Origin of the sequence: Lysinibacillus piscis, from assembly GCF_026012395.1 — a bacterium.
In the GTDB taxonomy this organism is placed as follows: domain Bacteria; phylum Bacillota; class Bacilli; order Bacillales_A; family Planococcaceae; genus Lysinibacillus; species Lysinibacillus piscis.
Window position 1 is genome coordinate 351,320 of record NZ_BRZA01000001.1, and the last position, 24,077, is coordinate 375,396.

The window sequence follows — 24,077 nt, forward strand, 5'->3', positions numbered from 1 at the left end:
CGATTACACTGATAGAAGTTTTTTTATTTCGTTGACACTATGTACGATGTAAGTAGCGTTTGCCTTTTCTAGCTCCTCCAATGAGCCATAGCCATATGTTACGCCAACACATTCGATGCCATTTTCATGAGCCCCTATTAAATCATGCTTACGGTCACCAATCATGATAAAGGCAGATGGTGTCATATGGCTAAATTGGTCCATCGCAAAAGCAATAACCTCACCTTTAGCTGAACGTGTACCATCTAAAAGGCTACCTGCCACAATATCAAAATAATGTGCAATATCGAAATAGTGAACGATTTTCTCTGCAAAAACGGTTGGCTTTGATGTAGCAATCGCTAGTTGATAACCCTGCGCCTTTAAATCTTCAAGTAAAGCTGGAATACCTGCATATAAACTATTTTCAAACATGCCTACATCAGCAAAACGTTCCCGATAATAGTGAATAGCCCTGTTGATTTGTTCCTCAGTCAATCCATACAACTCTTGAAAAGATACTTGCAATGGTGGGCCAATAAACGGTTCCAGTTGATCTAAATGGTTCTCTACGATGCCTAACTTCGCTAAAGCATATTGCACAGACTTCGTAATACCTATTTTCGGATCAGATAAAGTACCATCTAAGTCAAATAAAATTACTTGTTTGTTGTTCATACAATCTCCTCTTTCTTGCATAATGAATGGTAGCTGACTATTCACATTTTAACTGTAAAAAAGCACCGTAGCACTCAAAATTAATGAGTACCACGATGCTAATGATTATAATGCTTTTACTTTTGCGACAACATTTTCGACTGTAAAGCCGTATTTTTCCATTACAAGCTCACCAGGTGCAGATGCGCCGAATTTATCAATCGCAAGTACATCCCCTTCAAAGCCTGTATACTTATGCCAACCGAATGAAGCACCCATTTCGATAGCAAGACGTTTTGTTACAGCTTTCGGTAGTACTGCTTCTTTATAAGCTGCATCTTGTTGTTCAAAACGGTCCATTGATGGCATTGAAACGACAGCAACATCAATGCCCTCCGCTTTTAATGCTTTTTGTGCTTCCACCGCTAAAGACACCTCAGAGCCTGTTGCGATTAATAAAGCATCCGCTACTTCTTTAGAAGCTGGCGATACTGTATAAGCACCTTTTGTCACACCTTCACGTACAACATCAATCGATGCATCTAGTACAGGTAGGTTTTGACGAGATAATACTAAAGCTGTTGGTGTTTTTTCAGAAGCTACTGCAAGCTCCCATGCAACAGCTGATTCATTTGCATCAGCTGGACGAATGATAGATAGGTTTGGCATTGCACGTAATGATGCAAGTTGCTCGATCGGCTCATGCGTTGGACCATCTTCTCCTACTGCAATGGAATCATGTGTAAAGACATATGTGACAGGTAGACCCATTAATGCTGAAAGACGTACTGCTGGACGAACATAATCAGAGAATACGAAGAACGTACCACCAAAGACATTCAATCCACCATGTAATGCCATACCGTTTAATGCTGCACCCATTGCAAATTCACGTACACCAAACCAAATATTGCGACCAGCATAATTCTCTGCTGAGAAATCGCCTGCACCATTCATTGTTGTTTTATTAGAGCCAGCTAAGTCTGCTGAACCACCGAAGAATGAAGGTGTGTTTTTAGCAATTGCATTGATAGCATCACCTGATGAAGAACGAGTTGCTACTGATTTACCTACCTCATATACTGGTAGGTCTGCTGCAAAGTTCTCTGGTAATTGCCCATTCATTGCTTGCTCAAATTGCGTTGCTAATTCAGGGAATGCTGCTTTATATGCGTCAAATTTGACATTCCAAGCTGTTTCAGCTTGTACACCTTGCACTTCTGCTGCCGCTGTGAATGTATCGTACACTTCAGCAGGGATTTGGAATGGCTCATGTGTCCATTCATAAGCTGCTTTTGTTAAAGCTGCTTCGTCTTTCCCTAGTGGTGCACCATGAGAATCCGCTTTACCTGATTTATTTGGTGAACCGAAGCCAATCACTGTTTTAATTTCGATTAACGTTGGTTTGCCTGATGATTTTTTCGCTTCTTCGATAGCTGTGTTGATTGCTTCAACATCTGTACCATCTGCTACTTTTAAGTAATTCCAGCCATATGATTCAAAACGTTTTTGAATATTTTCTGAGAATGACTTTTCTAAATCACCATCTAATGAAATATCATTTGAATCGTATAACACAATTAGTTTATCCAATTGTAAATGACCTGCTAAAGAAATGGCTTCTGCCGCTACGCCTTCCATTAAATCGCCATCACCACAAAGTGCAAATGTGTAGTGATCTACGATATCATGACCAGGTTTGTTGTATGTAGCTGCTAAATGACGCTCAGCCATTGCCATTCCGACTGTCATTGCAATTCCTTGCCCTAGAGGACCAGTTGTTGCCTCTACCCCTACTGTATGACCATATTCAGGATGTCCTGGTGTTAATGAATCCCATTGACGAAAGTTTTTAATTTCTTCCATTGGTAAACCATAGCCGCCAAGGTGCAATAAGCTATAAAGTAACATAGAACCATGACCTGCTGAAAGTACAAAACGATCACGATTGTACCATTTTGGGTTTGCTGGGTTATGACGAAGCTGTTTTGTCCAAAGCGTATACGCCATTGGTGCTGCCCCCATTGGTAAACCAGGGTGGCCTGAGTTTGCTTGTTCAATTGCATCAATTGACAAAGTTCGGATAGCATTAATTGCTAGTTGGTCCGCATGTTGAGTCATTATATTGTGACATCCTTTCTCATTTTAAAGATTATTCTTTATACAGTTTAGTCAACATTTCATTAGAAAACAATGCTTTTGTTGTACTATTTCAGTTTTCTAGTATTTTTAAATGAAATATGTCACACTAATTTAGAAATTTGTTTTTTTTCGCCTGCTTCACTTTTTCTGGTGTTACATCATTGCCCTCTGCATCGATGACTTTTACATGTTCAATCGTATCTCGCATTGTTGCACGGAATGTATCTAAATATTCTTTGCGAAGCGCTGTTCTTTCCTTCGCTTCTTCCTCTGTTAATGTACCATCTTTTGCTTTAGCAGATAGTTCGTTAATACGTTTTATTTTTTCTTTTGATAACATATCATGACACGCCTTTCCGTCCAGATTTTACTGTCTGTAATAGGCAAAGTATAGCATGAATCAACTGAAAATGCAGTTATAGCAGCTTTTTTCATCTTATAAACGCTAAAGGAGATGTTACATAATGAATATTCAAACACCTCGATTACTGATTAGAACTTTTCAAGAGGAGGATTGGCGAGATGTATATACCTATACTTCCAATGAACAAGTCATGACCTATATACCTGAAGGCCGTTTTTCTCAAGAGCAGGCTAAAAAATTTGTAGTAGAAAATCGTGAAGAACAGGCTAAGCATTTCCCTGTTATTTTGAGAGAGAATCACACGTTAATCGGTCATCTTGCCTTCCATCCTTATTTTGGTCAGCATACATATGAAATCGGTTGGGTATTTCATCCTGATTATTATGGTAATGGCTATGCTTCAGAAGCAGCTGAGGCGATGTTAGCATACGGCTTTGAAGCATTAAAGCTACATCGTATTATCGCAACATGTCAGCCTGAAAACATTGCTTCTTATCGTATTATGGAAAAAATAGGCATGAGACGTGAAGGGTATTTTAAAAAATGCATCCCAAGTGCTGATGGTTGGTGGGATGAATATTATTATGCTATTTTATCAGAAGAATGGCGGTCGAGCGTTAGAAATTTCTAGCGCTCGCAGCCTTTTTTTCTTGTGATAGTAAATTTTCTTGGTAACGACGATGAACAGTTGCTTTACTGACATCAAATCCTATGCCCTTTAATGTAATCGCAATTTCTTCAAATGTAAAACCTCTTTTGCGCAAGCTAACAATTTCTTCGATTGGTACATCTTTACGCTCCTGTCCATTTGGATTTCCTCTATTAGACAAGTTGTGTTCTGGACGATAACCATTTTCTACAGCACGTCGCATACCACGTCGTATTTTCGCATTATGAAGTCTCCGCTGATACTCCTCGACAGCCATTAAAGCATCCAGCAACATTGCATCCGTTTCATTCAATTGTACAGGTCCCTCATCACTCACAGAAAGGACAATCGTTTTTGTTTTTTGTAATAAATGCCAAATAGCCATTTTAGCATGTCCATATCCTAAACAAGTGTCATCTTGTACGATTAACACTTGGATACTCTTTTCTTTAATAAAATGAAGCATTTCAAGTAAATCTTCACGCTCTATATCATCATTATGCGAATCTCGAAAAATTTGCTGTACATCATAGCCCTGCTGATGTGCAAAGTTTAACAAATTCTCCTGTTGCTGTTCAAGCGTGATGTGTTGTAACGCTTTATCTGTGCTCACATGACAATAAATAACAGCCTTTTGTCGTTGTTTCATCATTGTTGACTTCTCGCAATCTCAATTATGTTGCTGGGATTCCCCACCACTGGCACAACTAGCGATTTTCCTGCAATAATTTGCATGTTTGATAATTCATTCTCTTTTTTAACAAGATGAATCCAATCATCTGTACTCATCTTTCCTCGATACTCTTCAGCTAATGACCATAAGCTATCTCCATATTGAATTTGTATTTCCTCATATATAACATCACCTGGATCTGTAATAAAAAGATAGGCTGCAAATAATAAGCAAGTCGCTACTAAAATTGTGATATGTGTATTTTTCTTAAACCATTTCATGTTGATTACCCCTTTTCTAGAATATTTGTTCGGAATATATGTTCTAATATTATGACGAACAAACGTTTTTGTCAAACACTTTTTAGAACCTATGTTTGCACAAATGTTCGCATTCTGTTATACTACTATTTAAGAAATACGATTAGAAAAAAAGAGGTGAACTCTATATGAAGAAAGTTTCAAAAAGACAAGAAGATATATTAGCTTTTATCAAAGATGAAGTTCGTACAAAAGGCTATCCACCATCTGTACGCGAAATTGGTGAGGCTGTAGGGCTTGCTTCTAGTTCTACTGTTCATGGGCATCTAGCTCGTCTAGAACAAAAAGGGCTCATTCGTCGTGACCCTACAAAGCCACGTGCGATTGAAATTTTAGATGCGGAAGATGGCGTGCAAAAGCAAAATGTTATCCATGTACCACTTATCGGTAAAGTAACAGCTGGTTCCCCTATTACAGCAATTGAAAATATAGAAGAATATTTTCCATTACCAGATAGCTATGGCACAGATGCCAACCAATTATTTATGTTAGAGATTATGGGGGAATCCATGATTGAAGCAGGTATTTTAGATGGAGATTTAGTCATTGTGAAACAAAGAGCAACGGCTAATAATGGTGATATTGTCGTAGCGATGACAGAAGAAAATGAAGCAACTGTCAAACGCTTCTTTAAAGAAAAAAATCACTTCCGTTTACAGCCTGAAAACCCTACAATGGAGCCGATTATTGTCGATCAAGTATCCATTTTAGGTCAGGTTGTTGGCCTTTATCGCCGTGTACATTAATTCTTGTGGACTTGCTTGACAAACACCAAACTAAAAGCCGAAAATGCTAGTAAATTAGCATTCTCGGCTTTTTATTACGTATCTTTTCGTAACAAACGTCGGGATAAAAATAACCCAATACTCCCAATAATCATAAATAATACAGCTCTAATGAATAAATCAAGTGCTGATAAATCGAAGAAAATTAATTTAAAGAATGCTAAGGCTAACACAATAAATCCTGTTAAACGTACTATGCGTAATGAATGTGTCGAACCAAGCCACAATGATAAGCTAGCGGTTAAAAACAGTGTCATAGTTGATAATGCAATGCCTAACGTATCAGGTAAGAAGTTATGATACGTTAATTGTGTGATGAACCCTATCACAGACAGCATGGTAAGTATAATTCCACCACCCACTAACCAATCTAGTCGCTTCTCGATTCCATCCGCATAACGCTCATAAATGCACCCTTTTTTCAATAAATCCACGATAAGCGCCACCATCAGCACTAAATAAATACTTCTTGTAAAGAGGTTGAGCCATATTACATTTTGTACAATATATATATTTGCACTAATGAGTAAGCCACATAGTAAAAATAACAGACTGAACAACGGTGTTAAAGCCCGCCCTTTTAGAGTAGCTGGTATAAATAAAGAGACAATAAATAGACTAGCAATCGCAATCACCATTAAATGTGGAACAGCACTTGCCACATAAGCTGTATCTAACTTGGCTACATAGCTTAAAAAATACATGGCTATCACTACTGCTAAACCATCCATTACCCATAGTTTATTCATCCATGCTTCAAATGGTAGCAACGTCTCTTTTGGACGTTTTGCATACCTATAAATAACGATTAAATAGATAAGCGGCAATACCAAGTGAGCATGAGCCATACTCCAAAATGGATATGGTTCATAGATAAGCAAAGTCACCATAAGTGTTATAGCAAATGACAGTGAGCTGACAACTTTCATCATACTCACACGTAATCGTAGCCCCATCATGACACCTGCAAATGCCACGAGCGGATACAGTAATTCATCCACAGCATCAGGCATATTGAGCACGATGAGCCAGTTACACAATGTGATAAATGCCAATGTCGACATACTATCAAATACTGCACGCCATTTTTGCTTGTAGCTATAGCCTGCTGTTACAATTAATAGCCCCATAAAAGCAAATAATAGGAGCTCCTTATAGGCTACTGAATAAATCATAAAATTGAACAGCATTAAACTAAATAGCGTTAAGCTAAATGTCGCACCGATTTGGACATAACGCCATTTAGATTCAGTATGATAAAGCGCACACCAGCTTGCATAATAAATGCCTACTATGGCTAATAACCCAATCGCACCAAACAGTAGCTGTGAATCATTGAGGAAGCCTATAATACTAATCGCTAGAATAGAAAAAAACGTGCCTACATACAAGGCAATATATTGTTTATGACGAATAATGACAAGCTGTATACTTGCAAATAATACACATACATAACCAAGCGTCATCATCACACTAACATCCATATATTCAAGTAAATACGGTAAAAGTAAAGAAGTAAATACAATAAACAAAGTAAGTGCCTCATTTTTCTTCCAATAACTTACGGCTAAGCCATAGCCAATATACAATAAGGCAATAAATAGTGCGATGGCTAACGTAAACAACTCATACAAAATGGCGCCCGCTGCTGTTGTTAATATCCCTACGATAAACGCACCACCATATAAGGAAATAAACAATGCTTGTGCCTCATTCTTTTTACGCTCTAACCAATAACCGATTCCCATTAAAGCAAATGACAAACTATACGCAAGAATCAATTTAATAGCGTTCGATAAATAGCCATAATCACTAATTAATTTTAACCCCCATAATACACCCATCACGAGAATGACCATAAATACTTTTGGTAAAGCATGTAATACACGTTCTTCTAAAGGTGGTTTGGTTGGTTTTTCTTTTTGTACGGTAGCAACTGGCTTGCTTGGCACATCAGTTGGCTTTATAGCTGGTTTGGCTGGTCGTATTGGTGACGAAGACGCTACTTTGTCATTTTGTAAAGCCTGCAATTCCTGCCGTAATCGTTGCACCTCTTGTTCCAGCTTTGCTACACGGTCCTCCATTTCAAGTGACATGACATCAACCTCCCTTCCATTAATTATTGTAATAATAGCAAACAACAGCTTGCTTGAATATAGGCATTATCGGGGCTTTCTATAGTGTAATGCCCGTTCACTATCACTCGTGCCATTGGTTGTCGGATCAATCACTACCCCCATTAACACTAAAATAGATAAAACAGTATTCACAATGGAAAGTAATTGCTCACTCATTGCACTTGTTAGTTCATAGCCAAATAAAGCTGCCACTTGTTGCCCTAACAATAATACTAATGAACATAAAGCCAATAGAAACGGCTTATGTTGCAGACGAATTTTCCAATTAATTCTCATCAAAACTCACCTCCTTTTGCTACAATATATTCGTTACTCTCTTCTATTACATGTGCGTATGATAAGCTGTTGGCACATATATATAAGTAACTTGTAGATGGGGTGAGATGAGATGATTTATGAATGGAATGTACTACGAACAGTAGCATGTTTAAGTGTTGTTCTTTTACATGCCACAACGAATACAGCAATCGTAAATGGCGATGTCCACAATGACTACTATCAATTTTTTCGTTTAGTATTATGTTTTGCAACACCTACGTTTATTCTGTTATCCATTATCATTTTAGCCAAACGCTATCCCGCTAATCTTCCTGTCTTTTTCTTATGGCGACGCTGTCAATATATTTTCATTCCATTTTTATGTTTCGCGACATTCTATGCAAGCAATGCTACTTTGCGTTATGATGAAAATTTTGGCTATATGCTCTATCGTCATATTGTATTGGGGGATTTTTCAGGGTGGTTCGTCTTAACTATTTTTCAATTTTATATGCTGTTTTTTATCATTAGAAAATATCAACTATCGAGTGTATGGTTTGTACCTATTTTCGGTACACTTGGCATTTTGTACAGTTTATTTATCAGTGCATTTCCTGTACTAAATGATGCTGTTAGTCGTTGGTTATTGATTGGCTGGCTACCGTATTTTGCTATCGCTTATATTTGGGGCACTCATTATACATGGCTTGCTGTAAAGCTTGTACATTACCGTCTTGCCACGTTGATATGGTGCATATTATCTATAGCCATACTGGCGATTTCCTACCATATGGGACTCACTGCCATTACATCCAGACGCCTTGATATGATACTACTCGTGCTCGCTATTACCTGCTGTATTTTAGCTTATGGTCAATTGCTACCTAAATTACCCATTATTCAAATCATCAGCTCTTATTCATTCGGCATCTTTTTGCTTCATTGGCTTATTCAAGATTATTTAGCACCCTATACAGCCCTCCTTCCCTCAACAGTTCTACAGGTGCTGGTATTATTTATCAGTAGCTTACTTCTATGTATTATTTGTCTAAACATACTGGCACGACTTCCTTATAGCTACTATCTGATTGGTAAATTACCTAAACAAAAGACTGCCAAGAGCAACTAAAAGCTCTTGGCAGTCTTACATTGTTGAAAAGGATTGAGTCGACGGTAGAAAGTAACCTTTCAGCAATTTATCTACATAATTTTGTCGATTACTTACGAAATTTTGTCGAATAGCTACGTTATTTTGTCGAATGCTTACGAAGTCGTGTCGATTATCTACGAACCCTTATTCAATTTATTTTTCAATCTACACACTAAAATAATAAGTGACCAATTAATGCTGCGATTGGTAATGAAATGATTGTACGAATAAGAAAAATAAGGACTAAATCAATAATGTTTAATGGAATTTTCGTTCCTAAAATTAATCCACCGACCTCAGACATATAAATTAATTGTGTAACGGAGACAACCGCAATAACAAATCGTGTCACATCCGATTCAATCCCTGCGCCTAAAATAGATGGCAGGAACATATCTGCAAAGCCAACGACCATTGTTTGCGCTGCCTCAGCCGCCTCTGGTAACCCAAGCATCGTTAAAATCGGTTCAAACGGTTTCCCTAAAATAACAAAAATGCTGGTAAATTCAGCGAGCATTAACGCAATCGTACCAAAAGCCATTACAATTGGTGCAACCCCTACCCATAAATCAATAACATTGCGAAACCCGTCCTTGCAAAATTGACGTGGATCACGATTGGCATCTGCTACTTGTAACGCATTTTCCAAACCATGTGATACAGAGTTATAGCCTTCTGGTAATATCTCACGTGCATAATCAACAGGCGATCCATCGATATATGTATCTTCCTTTTTGGCTAATGGATAAATACGTGGCATCAAAATCGCTAAAATAATACCACACAGTAGGACAGTTAAATAATAAGGAATAAAATAACGCTCTAAGCCAACCGTCTCTAACACAACAATACAAAATGTAATCGAAACGACTGAGAAGCTAGTTGCAATAACAGCCGCTTCCTTTTTCGTATAATTCCCCATCTCATATTGCTTACTTGTCATTAAAACACCGATTGTGCCATCTCCTACCCACGATGTCAATGCATCGATAGAAGAGCGCCCTGGACTTTTAAAAAGAGGACGCATAATTTTCACCATCATCGTACCAAAAAACTCAAGTAAGCCGAAGTTTGTTAAGAATGGTAACAGGAAGCCTGCAAATAAGAAAATCGTAAATAAAAATGTCACAAGTCCACCATCTGGATTCATCAATAAGCCACCAGTATTCTCATTATTAATGGCTGCTGGCCCGAAATCAAAGACCACCATTGAGGCAAATACTAAACCAAGTACACGTACAATCGTCCAAAACCAATTCACATAAAACAATGAATCCAAAATGCTCGGTTCCTTCAAATTTTTGCGTGGTATAAATTTCGCCACCAATGCGCCGACTGCGGAAATAACAAACATGAAAATGGTAAAATGGCTAATGATAGGTACGACAGCATTTGCTAATAAATTGGCTAAAATGGCAATGGGTATTTTCCACCCTGCATCCGTTAATATCGGTGTCATAAATAAGAAAATCCCAATAACAGATGGAATAATAAAATAAAGATACGATGAGAGCATATATTTTTTCATTGTTAAACCTCACTTTTTTATATTTTTCACAGTGTATATATTACTTATTGAAAATAGGTATGTATAAAAGCTAAATTCCTTATGTTGTGAACAATCCCTCTAGAAAGAAAACCCTTTCATTTTATCATAATACTATTTTAATTATCCTTCCTATTCATATTTTTATAACATCCCTTCACTATGAAGACATTGTAATTGCTATATATACATCGGTTCAACCTAACATTTTTCTGTATTTTTATTCAACGAGCATTCTTTTTACTATATCATTATAACAATAAGATGACCTTTCTTTTACTTTTTAATTATTCTATTTTTTATGACAATTATAGATTTTACAGCTTTTTGTCATTTTTATATTTCACATGTTCCACATACTATATTCACTACTTTTATTTTTCTACTAACAATTTTTCTAAGCTTGTATTGTCGTAAAATTGTCGTTAAAAAAATTTTTACAACTAAAAAATCGAGTTGGTTTATTCTCCAACCCGATACCTTTTGCAATTAGCGTGTTCCTGTCACCTTATGCCCTTTGCCATGTGGCACACATAATGGTGTTCCAAAAATAGGATCATTAATAATCATACAGTCCATACCAAACACCGCCTGTACCAAATCTTCTGTTACAATCTCCTCTGGTTTGCCTTGTGCATAAATTTGCTTATCACGTACAGCGATAATATGATGGGCATAGCGACAGGCTAAATTCAAATCATGTAAAACCATCACAACCGTGCGCTGTTCTGCAACATTTAGCTCAAACAGTAGGTCTAAAATTTCCACTTGATGTGCCATATCTAAATAGGTCGTAGGCTCATCCAATAAAATAAGTTCCGTTTTTTGAGCCAATGTCATAGCAATCCAGGCTCGTTGTCGCTGGCCACCTGATAACGCCTCTACAGGACGATCAGCAAAAGCTGCCATTTGTGTGACCTCAAGTGCTTTATTGACGATATCTTCATCCTCTGTGGACCATTGCTTCAACCAGCTTTGATGTGGATATCTGCCTTGCTTCACAAGCTGTAACACGGTTAATCCTTCAGGTGCTATCGGCCCTTGTGGCAAAATAGCTAAACGCTTGGCAATTTCCTTTGTTGAAATTTGATTGATGACATCCTGCTCCAGTAAAATTTGCCCTGATTTTGGCTTAATTAAACGAGCAAACGTGCGTAAAAGTGTGGATTTCCCACAGCCATTTGCTCCTACTAAAACGGTAATTTTTCCTTTTGGTATTTGGACATGTAAGCCTTCTAATATAGCCGCTTCACCGTAGCCTACATGCAAATCCACTGCCTCTAAACTTGCTGTCATAACTCTCACCTCTCTTGTATTTTTTCCTTATTGATTCCTTGTTTTAAATAATAAATAAATGAAGAATGGCGCACCAATGGCAGCTGTAAACACACCTGTTGGCAAATCCTTTGGCAAAAAGGCTGTCCGTGCAATAATATCAGCGACAATCACAATAATGCTTCCAATCATGGCAGCAATCGGAATTAAGCCTGCAAAGGAACGTCCCACTAACATGCGAGCAACGTGTGGAGCAATTAAACCGACAAAGGCAATACCACCTGCAAAGGCAACTGCTGAGCCTGCGAGCATCACACTAATCATTAATAATCCAAGGCGATAGATTTGCACCCTCACACCAAGTGCTGTAGCAATATCGTCTCCCAATTCCTTTACATTCACCACTCTTGCAAAAACAAAGGTCAATGGCAATAAAATGATTAACCACGGTAGTAATAAATAGACATCTTGCATACTTGCTCCATACAAGCTTCCTGTAAGCCATAAATAAGCCTTTGTTGTAGCAGCTACCTCACCTATAACAAGAAACATCGTGACAGCCGCTTTCATCAGTGCCGAAATTCCTATACCTATCAATACCATGCGAATCGGTGTTACACCTTTTTTCCATGATAAAATATAAATAATAGTGGATACAATGGCAGCCCCTAAAATAGCAGCTAATGGTAAAAATTGAATACTAACTGTCCCCATCAAATAAACAATAAAAAGAATTGCTCCAACAGATGCACCACTTGTGACACCAATAATATCGGGCGCTGCTAATGGATTGCGAATAATACCCTGTAAAATTAATCCTGATACAGCTAGTGCAGCTCCAACTAGTAAAGCCATTAATGTCCGAGGAAGTCTTAACGTATGTAAAATAAATTGATGCTCGCCATCACCATAGCCAAAAAGCTCCTGTAAAACGACAATCGGTGAAATATATTCACTCCCAGTTGATAGGCTAAGCACAGTTAACAAGCCTAATAAAACACTTAGCACAAGAAAAACGAGTGATGTTTTCTTAGAAATTTGCAAGGAAATATGATTGGCTTTTGTACGAACAGTCATATACTTAGGCATTTTGTGCTAACCCCTTTCGTGCAATATAAATAAAGAAAGGTGCACCAATAATCGCTGTCATAACCCCTATCGGCATTTCTTGTGGCATAATAATAAAACGTGCAGCAATATCAGCCAATAGTAATAGTGTCGCCCCAATGACAGCACTGTACGGAATAATCCAGCGATAGTCCATACCAACAAGCCCAATGGCAATATGTGGCACAATTAAACCAATAAAGCCGATTGAGCCAGCAACCGCTACAGAGCTTCCTGCAAGTACAATAATCATCATACCTAACACCACTTTTATAATCATTGTACGCTGCCCTAAGCCCTTCGCTATATCGTCCCCTGATTGTAAAATATTAATGGAACGCCCCATACAAATAGCCACAACAGTCATGACACAGACAAATGGTAAAACAGGTAGCAACATATCCATACTACGTCCAGCTACTGAACCAGCCAACCAAAATAACACACTTTGTAGCCCTTGCTCATCAATGACTAATAATCCTTGTGTAAAGGAAATAAAGAGAGCTGTAATAGCAGAGCCTGCTAGCACAATTTTAACAGGTGTTAAACCATCCCTCCCTAATGAACCAAGGAAAAAGACCATTGCCGCTGCAACACCTGCTCCTAAAAAGGCAACCCACATATAGCTCATTAAAGAATGTACAGACAGCAGTGTGATGGCACATACAATAAAAAAGATAGCTCCTGCATTAATCCCTAAAATATCAGGTGCAGCCAAAGGGTTTTTAGTCAATGCTCGCATCAATGCTCCTGCTATAGCTAAGCTTGCCCCTACAATTGTGGCAATAACTGCTCTTGTTAAACGAGATGTCCGGATAATCACATGCTCTGTATTGGCAGCATCAAAGTGAAAAAAGGCCTCATAAATTCCTTGAAAAGAGATAGATGTTTGTCCAAGAGCTATGCTTAAAAGAAATGCTAAAAACAATGCAATACAGCATAGCAATAAACCCAATTTTTTCATTGAGCCACTCCGAAAAATATGCTCCATTTTATACCTACTTTCTTTCTCTATAAGAGAAGGCTGTGAATAAAGTTACTTGTTTCACTTTACACAGCCCTTGTTCGATTGCTTATTATTTTTCTAATTCAAATTTATCGTAAATATCGTCTAGCATTAAATTGGCACTTAATAATCCACCAGCTAAGTTCCAGTTGATTTCATCTACTTGATAAACTTGATTTGCTTTAACAGCGTCTAACTCTTTCCATAATGGATGGTTTGTCCATTCATCATATGTTTTCTTCACAGTCTCGTCATTTTCCATAAAGACATAAATCACGTCTGCATTCATTTGCGTAATGCTTTCTTTATCTGTCAATTTCACAATTTCAAGAGAATCATCTGTTAAATTTTTTGGTCCTTCAAAGCCAAGCTCCTTTAAAATGGAACCAGCAAAGCCTGTTACATAAATACGTGCATGGTCTGCTCTAAAGTTTGCTACTGTTACATGGAATGGCCACTTGTCGCCAAGCTTTTCCTTAATCTTTGTTTGGAAATCAGCTACTCGAGTATCCCATTGTCCTAGTATTTCTTTCACTTTATCCTCTTGGTTCATTGCTTGTCCCATCATATCCGCTGTGCCTTTGAAATCAAATACGGTTTCATGCATCACAGTCGGTGCAATTTGTGATAATTGCTCATAAATTTCCTCATGGCGAACTTTTGAACCAATGATTAAATCTGGCTTCAATTTAGCAATTTCCTCTAAATTCGGCTGTGTCTCTTGTCCAACAATCGCTACACCCTCTAAATCGGCTTTCAAATAATTATAGATTGGCATTTCCGCCCAAGATTCCACTACACCGACTGGCTTGACGCCCATTGCTACGGCTACATCTGTTGCTCCTTGATATAAAGTGACAATTTTCATAGGTGTACCATCAATTTTTGTTGTACCCATAGCATGTGTAATTTCACGGCTTGTTGTTTCTTGTGGTTGTGCCTCTTTCTTTGTACTTGTGTCTTTCGTTTCTTTATTGCCACACCCAACTAACAATAAAGCAAATGACAATAAAAATGTGAATAGCACGTAAAAGCTTTTTTTACGCTTTGTGACTGTAGACGTTGACATAAATGTCCTCCCTATGTATATAATCAATAATGATAATCATTATCACTATAAGAGTATACTTTATGCTAACTATGCTTGCAATAGGAAAATCAGAAAATTTTTAGTTTAAAATAAAAAAAGCATAGGAGCGACTAAATTTCGCTCCTATACTTTTTACATGCCTGAATAAATGCCTGAAATAACTTGATAGAGGACTCATCACCAAACGGAGCCATTGCCTCTGGATGCCACTGTACACCAATACAAAATGGGTGTTCCTTGTGCTCTACTGCCTCATTCACACCATCTAAGGCAACACCTGCAACAAGTAAGCCATCACCTAATTGGTCAATCGCTTGATGGTGAAAGGAATTTGTACGGAGAGTCGTTTCTCCCACAATAGCAGCTAGTTTTTGTCCTTTTATCACAACTGAATGTGTAGCCTCCTCTCTAGCAGAGGCTTGAGCATGTGCAATCGGTTGTGTCCATTGCGCAGGAATATCTTGAATTAATGTGCCACCAAACGCTACATTTAACACCTGATGGCCTCGACAAATCGCAAGTATGGGCATTTCTCGCTGGAAAACACTTTGCAAAATAGCCAGATCACTTTTATCACGCTTTGTATGAAATGTGTCAAGCTTCGGATGAGGCTCTTGCCCATAAAGTAACGGATTCACATCGTGTCCACCAATCAACAATAAGCCATCCAGTTTGCTAACTACTGCCTCTAAATCCTGCTCGTCAAGATGTGGAATACATAATGGAATACCACCTGCAAGCTCAACAGATTGTAAGTAAGTATTGTTGATTTCTAGCTTTTTATCACCTGTATGCATAGTAACCCCTATGATTGGCTTCATGTTCTCCATCTCCCCATTGTATCAATTACGCCCCAGCGTAATTGCGTCTGGATTTTTCCGAGTTCACTCGTCTAAAGGAAGTTAGCCTAAAAGCATCACATCCTGTGACAACGGCTTGTTACTGTCGCTGCGTTGTACTACGCTTTCGTACAGAAAACATTAACTGACCTACATCGTGTAGGCCCTCAAAATCCATGACACACGGTTTTTCTGTGCGAAAGCGGAGTGAAACGCAGCGTCAGCACCTGTTTTTCTGTACCGAAAGCATTAGCGTCAGGTACAACATCCGCTGGAGCTTTATCTTGATTCAGCGGGCGTTTGGACACCCACTGAATGGAAGTCAACATCGGCATTCATCCCCTCCCTGTAGAGGAAGGGATCTTCTGTATCTGACGCTTCACTTTCGATACAAAAACCATTTGCTGAATCAAGATAAATAATTCCTATTATACTATGAAAATAAATCAAGATACCAAGCAATCATTGCTTCACCAAAAAAGTAGGTGATAATAGCGGCAGCAGCGATAGATGGACCAAATGGAATTGGTGTTTTCCGCCCTTCCTTACGTCTTTTCAGTAGGATTACACCGACAACCATGCCAATGCCCGCAGCTAAAAATAATGTCAATAATGTTTGGAATGTACCGAGTACAAGTCCAATAACAAAAAATAGCTTAATATCACCGCCACCCATACCACCTTTTGATACCATCGCAATTAGCAATAATAAACTAAAGCCAACCGCTGCACCAAGTAAGCTATCCCACCATATAGCTAATGGTGATACGATTCTTCCTATAGCCAAGAAAGGCAGGAAAAACAGCAAAATTTTATTTGGAATAAGCATATACACAATATCTGATACTGTAATAATGACTAAGAGCGAAATAAAAAATAGAGCGACCACTAGTTCAAATGACAAACCAAGTCTCCAATAAGCGAAGGCAAAAAGGAGCCCTGTGCAAAGCTCCATTAGCATATAAATAGGTGAAATACGTACTTTGCATGTGCGACATTTCCCGCGCAATAATACATAGGAAAGAACAGGTACGAGGTCAATGGCTGTTAATGTACGTTGACAATTCGAACAATGCGAGCTTGGATAAACAATCGACTCATTTTTCGGCACCCTTAAGCCCACTACATTATAAAAAGAGCCAAATACAAGCCCCACAACGAAGAAAAAAATGGTATAGGTAATCGTCATACTACTCTCCTTCGTAATAAAAAGTGGTCGCTTGAATTTTAGCTGTTGGAGCCTTTGGTGCTGTTTCTGCCAATTCCGCCTCTTCTCCAGATAAGGCAAGCTCCACATGGTCGATTCGAATAACACGCTCTAATGCCTCTAGCTCCTTCAAAAAGATAGTGAGCTTATCCGCATCCATTGCTGCCATATCAATGTTAAATGTCATCATTTGCAATTCAGGTGGCAATGTATCAATCGCAATGGTTGAAGTAGGTGGCTCCGCTGTTTCATTTTCTGACGAATTGGCTTGCTCCTCTTCTGCTGGTTGGCTTGGGTCCTGTAATGTCGATTCATTGACAATGGCATCATAATTGTTAAATTGCATACCAACAATTCTTGATGTGGACAATAACTCGATTTCTTCTAAATTCAATAATAGTTTCGCAATATCTTTATCCTTTGGTACCTTCTTTTGTAAGGCAAAGACATTCTCTAATGTATTCTTTTCCGTGCTTTTTTGCATTGTTATTTGTGTTTGTAAGTTCGTCATATCTTGCTGCAACACAGTGATATTGTTTTGTAATTGCTGTACCTCATCCTTTTTCGGTAACACGATAAAATAATAAAGAGCGAACAGTAATACAAGGACAAGTGCACTTAGTAGAATAGGTGCTGAATTTTTATTACTAAACATTAATTTGTCCTCCCTGTTGCTAAATAAATTTTATCGATGGCTAGCTCAATAACAGTGGAATAGCGTGGTACATCATTAAAATCTATCTCATCTGTTGTCGATGTACCTGCCTTCACCTCAAAATCATCTACCGAGCTGAGCTGTACATTAGTGAAATATTCACTTTGCTCCAGTAATGTTACATATTTCGAAATATCCGTAAAGGTTTCAAAATCTATCTCTACTGTTATGGTTTCCTCCGCAAAATCATAGCTTCGTAAATAGGCATGTGCGGCTAATAATGTGCGCACCTCATCGATTAATGGAGTTACTGGATAGGAAATACGCTCGACAAAAGCAACAGACTGTTCTAAAGAGCCTTTATCCGCATTGTTTAATGCATCAAACTCCTGTTGTATTTGTTCCTTCTGTGCCTGCAATGCTTGCTGTTCATTTGTCAGCTTGATGGCATCACTTTTTGCCACAAAAAATTGCCAGATGATAAAAGTAAGCAGCGCAATCGTTAGTATACTAATAATACCGTAAGCAATTTTAGAGCTGGATTCATGCTTACTGACATGAGGAAGTAAATTAATATCTGGAATCATGCCTAAACCTCCTTCAATGCAAGTCCGATTAACGATACATGTTTGGCTTTCATAGTTGGATAAAATTGCTGAATCATTTGGTCATCTACTATCATAATCGGCACAGGTAGGCTTTCTACAAGTAGCTCACGAATTAAAGATAGCCATGGATTATCGCCCATGACAATAATTTCATCAATTGTTCTTTCTCCTTTATGTAAAGAAAAACGGAAGAAGTTCATAATACGATCTAGCTCCAACACGCGGTCTAAAATAAGCATACGGTATTCATCCTCTGCACCATTATAGGTGAAATGTGCCTCACGCTGACTATCCACAACACCATGCCAGTTCGTTAAATCCGTATCAATCGTTTGGAAGCGTAAAAATTCAATTTGCCCATTTGAATAAATACAAACAGATAATTCATTAATGGACCAATTCGTTAGCATATACGTTTTATGTTCATCTAACTTTTTCAAATGCTCCAATACACGTAAATTGCAAAGTGCACGAATATCAACCGCTTCGGGTGTTAAAGGTGTATCTAACAATAAGCCAACGAACTTCGTCACTTCCTCTGACGGCGCAGCAAACATGGTCGCTTGCCCATCGCCCTCCACTGGGTCATAAACGTCCACAAGTGGCTCATGAAATGGTAAATGAATTGTACGTCCAAGCTCCATTTGGACATATGCCTTTAGCTTATCCCCTACTACATCTTCGGGATGCTCAAACGTTTTTAAAAGCACAGATGTATCAGGCACAAACGTACGCACAGGCTGCTTTTTCCCACCAAATAACGCAAGATGCTCCTTTAAAATTTTAAACAATGCCACTTCATCTAAAATCATGCCATCCTGTACAATCCCTTTGGCTAATAAAATTTCATATGTCTCCCACTGTGCAGGCTGCTCCCCCTTTTTCACGAGTACACGCAATAAATAATCATTTAATTCCAAGGCTACATGTGTTTTCTTTTTAAAATTGAACATCAGGTGCAGCTCCTCTACTGTAAATTGAACCGTCATATGGTGGAATGGTGATGCTACGAGTGTCTAGTTTGTACGATCATAGCACCTGCCCACTAGCATTCACAGGAAAATTAATCCCTCAATGGAACACCTAAGCTATTGCTAGGTTAGGTGTTCTTTGGGGGGTTAATTATGGGTTTGTTGGTGTTGTGCCACCATATTCAGTATTACCAATTTTAATAATACCTTTGCTTACTGTTGCACTATTCAATTGGTCTAATGTTAAACTAGAAAAAGTAGCAGTATTACCATTTACTTTTGCTGTAAAAGCAATTACGTCTGGCGCTCCTTCTTTATTAGTAACAGTAAATGTTTCAATTTTGCCTATAGATTCAATAAAATCATCTAAACCCTCTGTTTTTGTACCAGTATTAGTAAATGTTGCATCTGCAGGACTTGCATTATCAGTAAAGTACAGTTGTGCAGCATTCATAATATTTGTTGCATCTGCAATTACTGCTTTTGAACGACTGTTATCAATAATATTCCCAATCGCTGGCACTGCAATAGCTGCTACGATTGCTAGAATCACGATTACCGCTAATAGCTCAATCAACGTTAAACCTTTTTCATTTTTAATACGCTTTTTCATTGTCTTAAACATAAAAATTCCTCCTTGATTTTGATTGTTCTTTTGTTTTTGCTTGGGCGTTTGCTGCATTGCTTTCTCACCTCCCTGCAAAACGCCTCTCTATTTACATTTGCTCGTATAAGCTAAACATTGGCATAAAGATAGCTGCGACAATTAAGCCAACTGCGCCTGCTAGCAGTAGAATCATTAATGGTTCAATCAATGATTTTAATGTATCCACGGCACGGTCTACCTCTGCCTCATAAAAATCGGCTACCTTTTCTAGCATTAGATCGAGTGAGCCTGTCGTTTCACCGATTTGGGTCATACTTGTTACGAGTGGTGGGAAAATCCAGCTTTGCTCTAATGGCTCTGATAATGTACTGCCACGCTCCAAGCTCGCTCTCGCCTCTAGCATCACTTTCCCTACAACAGGATTACCGCTTACTTTTTCTGAAATCGTTAATGCTTGTAAAATCGGCACTGCTGCACTAAAAAGTGAGGATAATGTACGCATTAAACGGGCAATCGCTGTTTTCTGTAGCAGTGGTCCAAATAAAGGCATACGCAACAGTACATAATGAACTGTATAATTAAATTCCTTATGATGCTTAAATAAATAATAAAATGTACCAATGCCTATAAAGAGTACAAGCAGTACAAGCCACCAAAATGCTTGCAACCACGCACTAAAGGCAATGGTCACTACCGTAATGGTCGGTAATTCTGCCCCCATATCCTCAAACGATGCAACAAAGGTTGGTACGATAAAGATTAATAGAAAGGCTACTACGATGATAATTAATACCGATAAAACGGCTGGATACGTCAATGTGGATTGCACTTTCTTTTTCAGGTTGTACTGCTTTTCAAAGGTATTGGCCAATCGCTCTAACGTATTGTCAATATTCCCTGTTGCTTCTCCTGAGCGCATCATATTGATAAACAGCTCTGGGAATACTTTTGGATGCTTGCCCACTGCCTGTGAAAAGGCAATTCCTGAACGCACATCATCTTCCACTTGCTCTAACGCCTTTTTCAATGGCTTTGCTGTCGATTGCCTTGCTAAAATATTGGTTGCCTCAACAATGGATACACCTGCACGAATAAGCGTGGCAAACTGCCGACAGTAAATAACAAAATCTTTATTTTTAACTTTGCCACCTAAACTAATTTCCTTATGCAAAATACTTGAGGATGCACTAATTTCACGTGGGTTAATCCCTCGCTCACGCAGCTTGGCAATCGCTGCATTTTGATTGGTCGCTTCAATCGTTCCCTTTTTTGTGACACCCGCTGTTGTACGTCCTGTATATTTAAAAACTGTCAAATATAATCACCCGCAGTCATATATGGACGTGCATCCTCTAATGTAATTTGCCCTGAAGACACAAGCCCCTGAATGGACGTTTCTAATGTGTGCATGCCGATTGCTCGACTTGTCTGCATAATACTTGGAATTTGATGAATTTTCTCATTGCGTATTAAATTCGTCACAGCAGGTATAGCCACCAGTATTTCTGTTGCTGCAATACGCCCTTTCTTGCCTTTTCGCACAAACAAGCGCTGTGAAATAATGCCTTGTAGTACGTTGGCTAGCTGGATGCGAATTTGCCCTTGCTGATGTGGTGGAAATACGTCGATAATACGGTCAATCGTTGTAGGTGCACTCGATGTATGTAATGTGCCAAATACGAGATGCCCTGTTTCCGCCGCTGTAATCGCTGTTGAAATGGTTTCTAAATCACGCATTTCCCCTACTAGAATAATGTCAGGATCTTGACGTAAGGAGGCGCGTAAGCCATTCGCAAAGCTTTCCGTATCAACACCAACCTCTCGCTGATTGACCACAGACTTTTTATGTGTGTGTAAATATTCGATTGGGTCCTCTAACGTAATAATGTGCTTTGCTTTATTGGTGTTAATATAATCAATCATCGCCGCTAATGTTGTTGATTTACCTGAACCTGTTGGCCCTGTCACTAAAATAAGCCCCTGTGGTTTATCCGCTAAATCAAAAAGCACACTCGGCATATTTAATGATTCAATCGTCGGTATTTCACTTGAAATTAAACGGGCTGCTAATGCAGGTGCATTACGCTGATGATAAGCATTTACACGAAAACGACATAGGCCATCTAACGAATAATTAAAATCCGTTTCACCCTTGTCCTGATATTCCTGTGCTTTATATGCTGGTAATACCTCTTGCATCATTACCTGTAACATCTCATTTGTCACAACCACATCCCCGTATGGTGCTAGCTTGCCATCAATACGATAGGTTGGTGGTATGCCCACTGTTAAATGCAAGTCAGATGCTTGCTGCTCATATGCATGTAATAACAATGCACGAATGGATAACGTTGATTGTGTCATCGTCTCGCCTCCCTTACTCGACAGTTGCTACACGTAGCACTTCCTCTGTCGTTGTCACACCTTCTGCTACCTTAATCAAGCCATCTTGTAGCAATGTATTATAGCCTTGTTCCTTCATATATTTTGCAATGACATGAATATTTTGACTCGTTAAAATATAGTCTTTCAGTTGACGGTCAATCGGTAACAGCTCATGAATCGCAATACGCCCCCTGTAGCCTGTTTGGTTGCAGGATGGACAGCCCCTACCTCGTGATACGGTTTCTATGACAAGTCCATTATCAGCGAAAATGGCTTTTTCTCGCTCTGTTGCCTCTATTGTTTGTGTGCAATCACGACATACTCGACGCACTAAACGCTGTGCCATGATGCCTACTAAAGAAGAAGATAATAAAAACGGTTCAATGCCCATGTCCTGTAAACGAGAAATCGATTCCACTGCACTATTCGTATGCAGTGTGCTAAGTACCAAATGCCCTGTTAAAGAGGCACGAACAGCTATTTGTGCTGTTTCAAAATCTCGAACCTCCCCTATCATGACAATGTCGGGGTCTTGACGTAAAATCGAGCGAAGCCCTGCTGCAAAGGTTAATCCAACTTCTTCCTTCACTTGAATTTGGTTAATACCCATCAGCTGATACTCTACAGGGTCCTCTACCGTAATAATGTTTACTTCTTCATCATTCAAATTTGATAATGCCGCATACAATGTACTTGATTTCCCTGAACCTGTTGGCCCTGTAATTAACACAATCCCGTTCGGACGCTTAATCATATTGCGAAATAACGCCTCATTCATATCGGTAAAGCCTAGCTGACTAATATCGTTTGGCGCATAGCTTAAATCAAGTAAACGCATCACAATTTTTTCGCCATAAATCGTTGGTAATGTCGCTAAACGAATATCAACAGGCTTAAAATTCACCGTCATTTTCACACGACCATCTTGTGGGATACGGCTTTCTGTAATGTTTAAGTTTCCCATAATTTTAATCCGTGCTGTAATAATATTTTGCATATGCTTTGGCAATGAACGCTCTGTACGCAATATGCCATCTACACGGTAACGTACACGGAATTCTGTTTCCTGTGGGTCAAAGTGAATATCTGAGGCACGCTGCGCAATACCATTGGCAATAATTTGATTGACAAGACGAACAATCGGTGAATCATCATCCGTAATTTCCTGCTGCGTTTCAGGTCGGATAGTCGCATCGCCTAAATCAGATAACGCCGCATCCATTGATTCCTGCAAATCATAATATTTCGTAATGGTGCGATATAAATCATCCTTTGCTGCAATACTAACCTCGATTTGACAGCCTGTTGCCATACGGACCTCTTCAATCGCAAAATAATCCATCGGGTCTGCCATCGCAATAAATAATTTATTTTTATCACGACGAATCGGCATAACACTCGCACGTTTCGCTAGCTCTACTGGCACAAGTTTAATAAGCTCTGGCTCAATCACATATTGATTTAAATGAATATGTGGAATACCTAATTGAAATTCCAGCACTTCAATTAACTGCTGCTCTGTTAAAATATTTTCTTGAATAAGGAAATCGCCGAGCTTTTCATCGCGATTTTTCGTTGCCAATGCCTCGTCTAATTGCTCATTCGTAATAACGCCTGCCTCCACAAGTAAATCACCAAGGCGTTTCCTCGTTGTTCCCTTCATGGC

Annotated in this window: 25 protein-coding genes; 3 read left to right on the forward strand and 22 right to left on the reverse strand. The window is 38.8% G+C overall.

Going from position 1 to position 24,077, the window contains the following annotated elements; genetic code table 11:
- Positions 1 to 3: 3 nt before the first annotated feature.
- From OPF91_RS01850 to OPF91_RS01860, 3 genes are all read right to left on the reverse strand, one after another.
- Complete coding sequence (locus OPF91_RS01850) at positions 4 to 657, reverse strand: HAD family hydrolase (RefSeq protein WP_264986973.1); 654 nt, start codon at positions 655 to 657, stop codon at positions 4 to 6.
- Between the two features lie 105 nt (positions 658 to 762).
- Positions 763 to 2,757 carry a transketolase gene (gene tkt / locus OPF91_RS01855; RefSeq protein ID WP_264986974.1) on the reverse strand — a complete coding sequence of 665 codons (1,995 nt, stop codon included), beginning with the start codon at positions 2,755 to 2,757 and terminating at the stop codon, positions 763 to 765.
- Positions 2,758 to 2,884: 127 nt separating this feature from the next.
- Positions 2,885 to 3,118, reverse strand: coding sequence for a DUF896 domain-containing protein (locus OPF91_RS01860; RefSeq protein ID WP_264986975.1), 234 nt, complete (start codon positions 3,116 to 3,118; stop codon positions 2,885 to 2,887).
- Between the two features lie 124 nt (positions 3,119 to 3,242).
- On the opposite strand from OPF91_RS01860, the gene OPF91_RS01865 reads away from it, so the two are divergent.
- Complete coding sequence (locus tag OPF91_RS01865; protein WP_264986976.1) at positions 3,243 to 3,773, forward strand: GNAT family N-acetyltransferase; 531 nt, start codon at positions 3,243 to 3,245, stop codon at positions 3,771 to 3,773.
- Here OPF91_RS01865 and OPF91_RS01870 read toward each other — a convergent pair.
- On the reverse strand, positions 3,760 to 4,443 hold the full coding sequence (locus OPF91_RS01870; RefSeq protein ID WP_264986977.1) for a YneB family resolvase-like protein: 684 nt from the start codon (positions 4,441 to 4,443) through the stop codon (positions 3,760 to 3,762). The genes OPF91_RS01865 and OPF91_RS01870 overlap by 14 nt on opposite strands.
- Positions 4,440 to 4,745 (reverse strand): cell division suppressor protein YneA, encoded by a 306-nt coding sequence (gene yneA / locus OPF91_RS01875; RefSeq protein ID WP_264986978.1) that lies wholly within the window; start codon positions 4,743 to 4,745, stop codon positions 4,440 to 4,442. The genes OPF91_RS01870 and yneA overlap by 4 nt, the downstream gene beginning before the upstream one ends.
- Before the next feature lie 167 nt (positions 4,746 to 4,912).
- Here yneA and lexA point away from each other — a divergent pair, with 167 nt between their 5' ends.
- On the forward strand, positions 4,913 to 5,530 hold the full coding sequence (gene lexA / locus OPF91_RS01880; RefSeq protein WP_264986979.1) for a transcriptional repressor LexA: 618 nt from the start codon (positions 4,913 to 4,915) through the stop codon (positions 5,528 to 5,530).
- Positions 5,531 to 5,604: 74 nt separating this feature from the next.
- On the opposite strand, the gene OPF91_RS01885 is transcribed toward lexA, so the two are convergent.
- Together OPF91_RS01885 and OPF91_RS01890 are read right to left on the reverse strand one after the other, a co-directional pair.
- Complete coding sequence (locus OPF91_RS01885; protein WP_264986980.1) at positions 5,605 to 7,665, reverse strand: DUF2339 domain-containing protein; 2,061 nt, start codon at positions 7,663 to 7,665, stop codon at positions 5,605 to 5,607.
- A gap of 66 nt (positions 7,666 to 7,731) precedes the next feature.
- A complete protein-coding gene (locus OPF91_RS01890; protein ID WP_264986981.1) occupies positions 7,732 to 7,983 on the reverse strand; it encodes a phage holin in 252 nt (83 codons plus the stop codon).
- Positions 7,984 to 8,095: 112 nt separating this feature from the next.
- On the opposite strand from OPF91_RS01890, the gene OPF91_RS01895 reads away from it, so the two are divergent.
- Complete coding sequence (locus OPF91_RS01895; protein WP_264986982.1) at positions 8,096 to 9,094, forward strand: acyltransferase family protein; 999 nt, start codon at positions 8,096 to 8,098, stop codon at positions 9,092 to 9,094.
- 193 nt (positions 9,095 to 9,287) lie between these two features.
- Here the strand turns inward: OPF91_RS01895 and OPF91_RS01900 are convergent, their stop codons facing one another.
- From OPF91_RS01900 to OPF91_RS01970, 15 genes are all read right to left on the reverse strand, one after another.
- Positions 9,288 to 10,643, reverse strand: coding sequence for a YjiH family protein (locus OPF91_RS01900; protein WP_264986983.1), 1,356 nt, complete (start codon positions 10,641 to 10,643; stop codon positions 9,288 to 9,290).
- A gap of 507 nt (positions 10,644 to 11,150) precedes the next feature.
- The gene (locus tag OPF91_RS01905) at positions 11,151 to 11,957 is read right to left on the reverse strand and encodes an ABC transporter ATP-binding protein (protein WP_264986984.1); all 807 of its coding nucleotides are present in this window, start codon (positions 11,955 to 11,957) and stop codon (positions 11,151 to 11,153) included.
- A 27-nt stretch (positions 11,958 to 11,984) separates the two neighbouring features.
- Complete coding sequence (locus OPF91_RS01910) at positions 11,985 to 13,025, reverse strand: FecCD family ABC transporter permease (RefSeq protein ID WP_264986985.1); 1,041 nt, start codon at positions 13,023 to 13,025, stop codon at positions 11,985 to 11,987.
- A complete protein-coding gene (locus OPF91_RS01915; RefSeq protein WP_373877018.1) occupies positions 13,018 to 14,034 on the reverse strand; it encodes a FecCD family ABC transporter permease in 1,017 nt (338 codons plus the stop codon). Before OPF91_RS01915 ends, OPF91_RS01910 begins: the two co-directional genes overlap by 8 nt.
- Before the next feature lie 85 nt (positions 14,035 to 14,119).
- The gene (locus tag OPF91_RS01920; RefSeq protein ID WP_264986987.1) at positions 14,120 to 15,118 is read right to left on the reverse strand and encodes an ABC transporter substrate-binding protein; all 999 of its coding nucleotides are present in this window, start codon (positions 15,116 to 15,118) and stop codon (positions 14,120 to 14,122) included.
- A 131-nt stretch (positions 15,119 to 15,249) separates the two neighbouring features.
- Positions 15,250 to 15,960, reverse strand: coding sequence for a gamma-glutamyl-gamma-aminobutyrate hydrolase family protein (locus OPF91_RS01925; RefSeq protein ID WP_264986988.1), 711 nt, complete (start codon positions 15,958 to 15,960; stop codon positions 15,250 to 15,252).
- Positions 15,961 to 16,145: 185 nt separating this feature from the next.
- Positions 16,146 to 16,313, reverse strand: a complete 168-nt coding sequence (locus tag OPF91_RS01930) for a hypothetical protein (RefSeq protein ID WP_264986989.1) — start codon at positions 16,311 to 16,313, stop codon at positions 16,146 to 16,148.
- A 98-nt stretch (positions 16,314 to 16,411) separates the two neighbouring features.
- Positions 16,412 to 17,167: a prepilin peptidase gene (locus OPF91_RS01935; protein ID WP_264986990.1), complete on the reverse strand. Its 756-nt coding sequence runs from the start codon at positions 17,165 to 17,167 to the stop codon at positions 16,412 to 16,414.
- 1 nt (position 17,168) lies between these two features.
- The gene (locus OPF91_RS01940) at positions 17,169 to 17,840 is read right to left on the reverse strand and encodes a potassium transporter (protein ID WP_264986991.1); all 672 of its coding nucleotides are present in this window, start codon (positions 17,838 to 17,840) and stop codon (positions 17,169 to 17,171) included.
- Positions 17,840 to 18,427, reverse strand: coding sequence for a PilN domain-containing protein (locus OPF91_RS01945; RefSeq protein WP_264986992.1), 588 nt, complete (start codon positions 18,425 to 18,427; stop codon positions 17,840 to 17,842). The genes OPF91_RS01940 and OPF91_RS01945 overlap by 1 nt, the downstream gene beginning before the upstream one ends.
- A gap of 2 nt (positions 18,428 to 18,429) precedes the next feature.
- Positions 18,430 to 19,401: a type IV pilus biogenesis protein PilM gene (pilM, locus tag OPF91_RS01950; RefSeq protein ID WP_264986993.1), complete on the reverse strand. Its 972-nt coding sequence runs from the start codon at positions 19,399 to 19,401 to the stop codon at positions 18,430 to 18,432.
- A 169-nt stretch (positions 19,402 to 19,570) separates the two neighbouring features.
- Positions 19,571 to 20,044 carry a type II secretion system protein gene (locus tag OPF91_RS01955; protein WP_264986994.1) on the reverse strand — a complete coding sequence of 158 codons (474 nt, stop codon included), beginning with the start codon at positions 20,042 to 20,044 and terminating at the stop codon, positions 19,571 to 19,573.
- A gap of 91 nt (positions 20,045 to 20,135) precedes the next feature.
- Entirely contained in the window at positions 20,136 to 21,341 is a 1,206-nt protein-coding gene (locus OPF91_RS01960; protein ID WP_264986995.1) for a type II secretion system F family protein, read from the reverse strand.
- A complete protein-coding gene (locus tag OPF91_RS01965) occupies positions 21,338 to 22,390 on the reverse strand; it encodes a type IV pilus twitching motility protein PilT (protein WP_264986996.1) in 1,053 nt (350 codons plus the stop codon). Before OPF91_RS01965 ends, OPF91_RS01960 begins: the two co-directional genes overlap by 4 nt.
- A 13-nt stretch (positions 22,391 to 22,403) precedes the next feature.
- A complete protein-coding gene (locus tag OPF91_RS01970) occupies positions 22,404 to 24,074 on the reverse strand; it encodes a GspE/PulE family protein (protein WP_264986997.1) in 1,671 nt (556 codons plus the stop codon).
- Between the last annotated feature and the right edge of the window lie 3 nt (positions 24,075 to 24,077).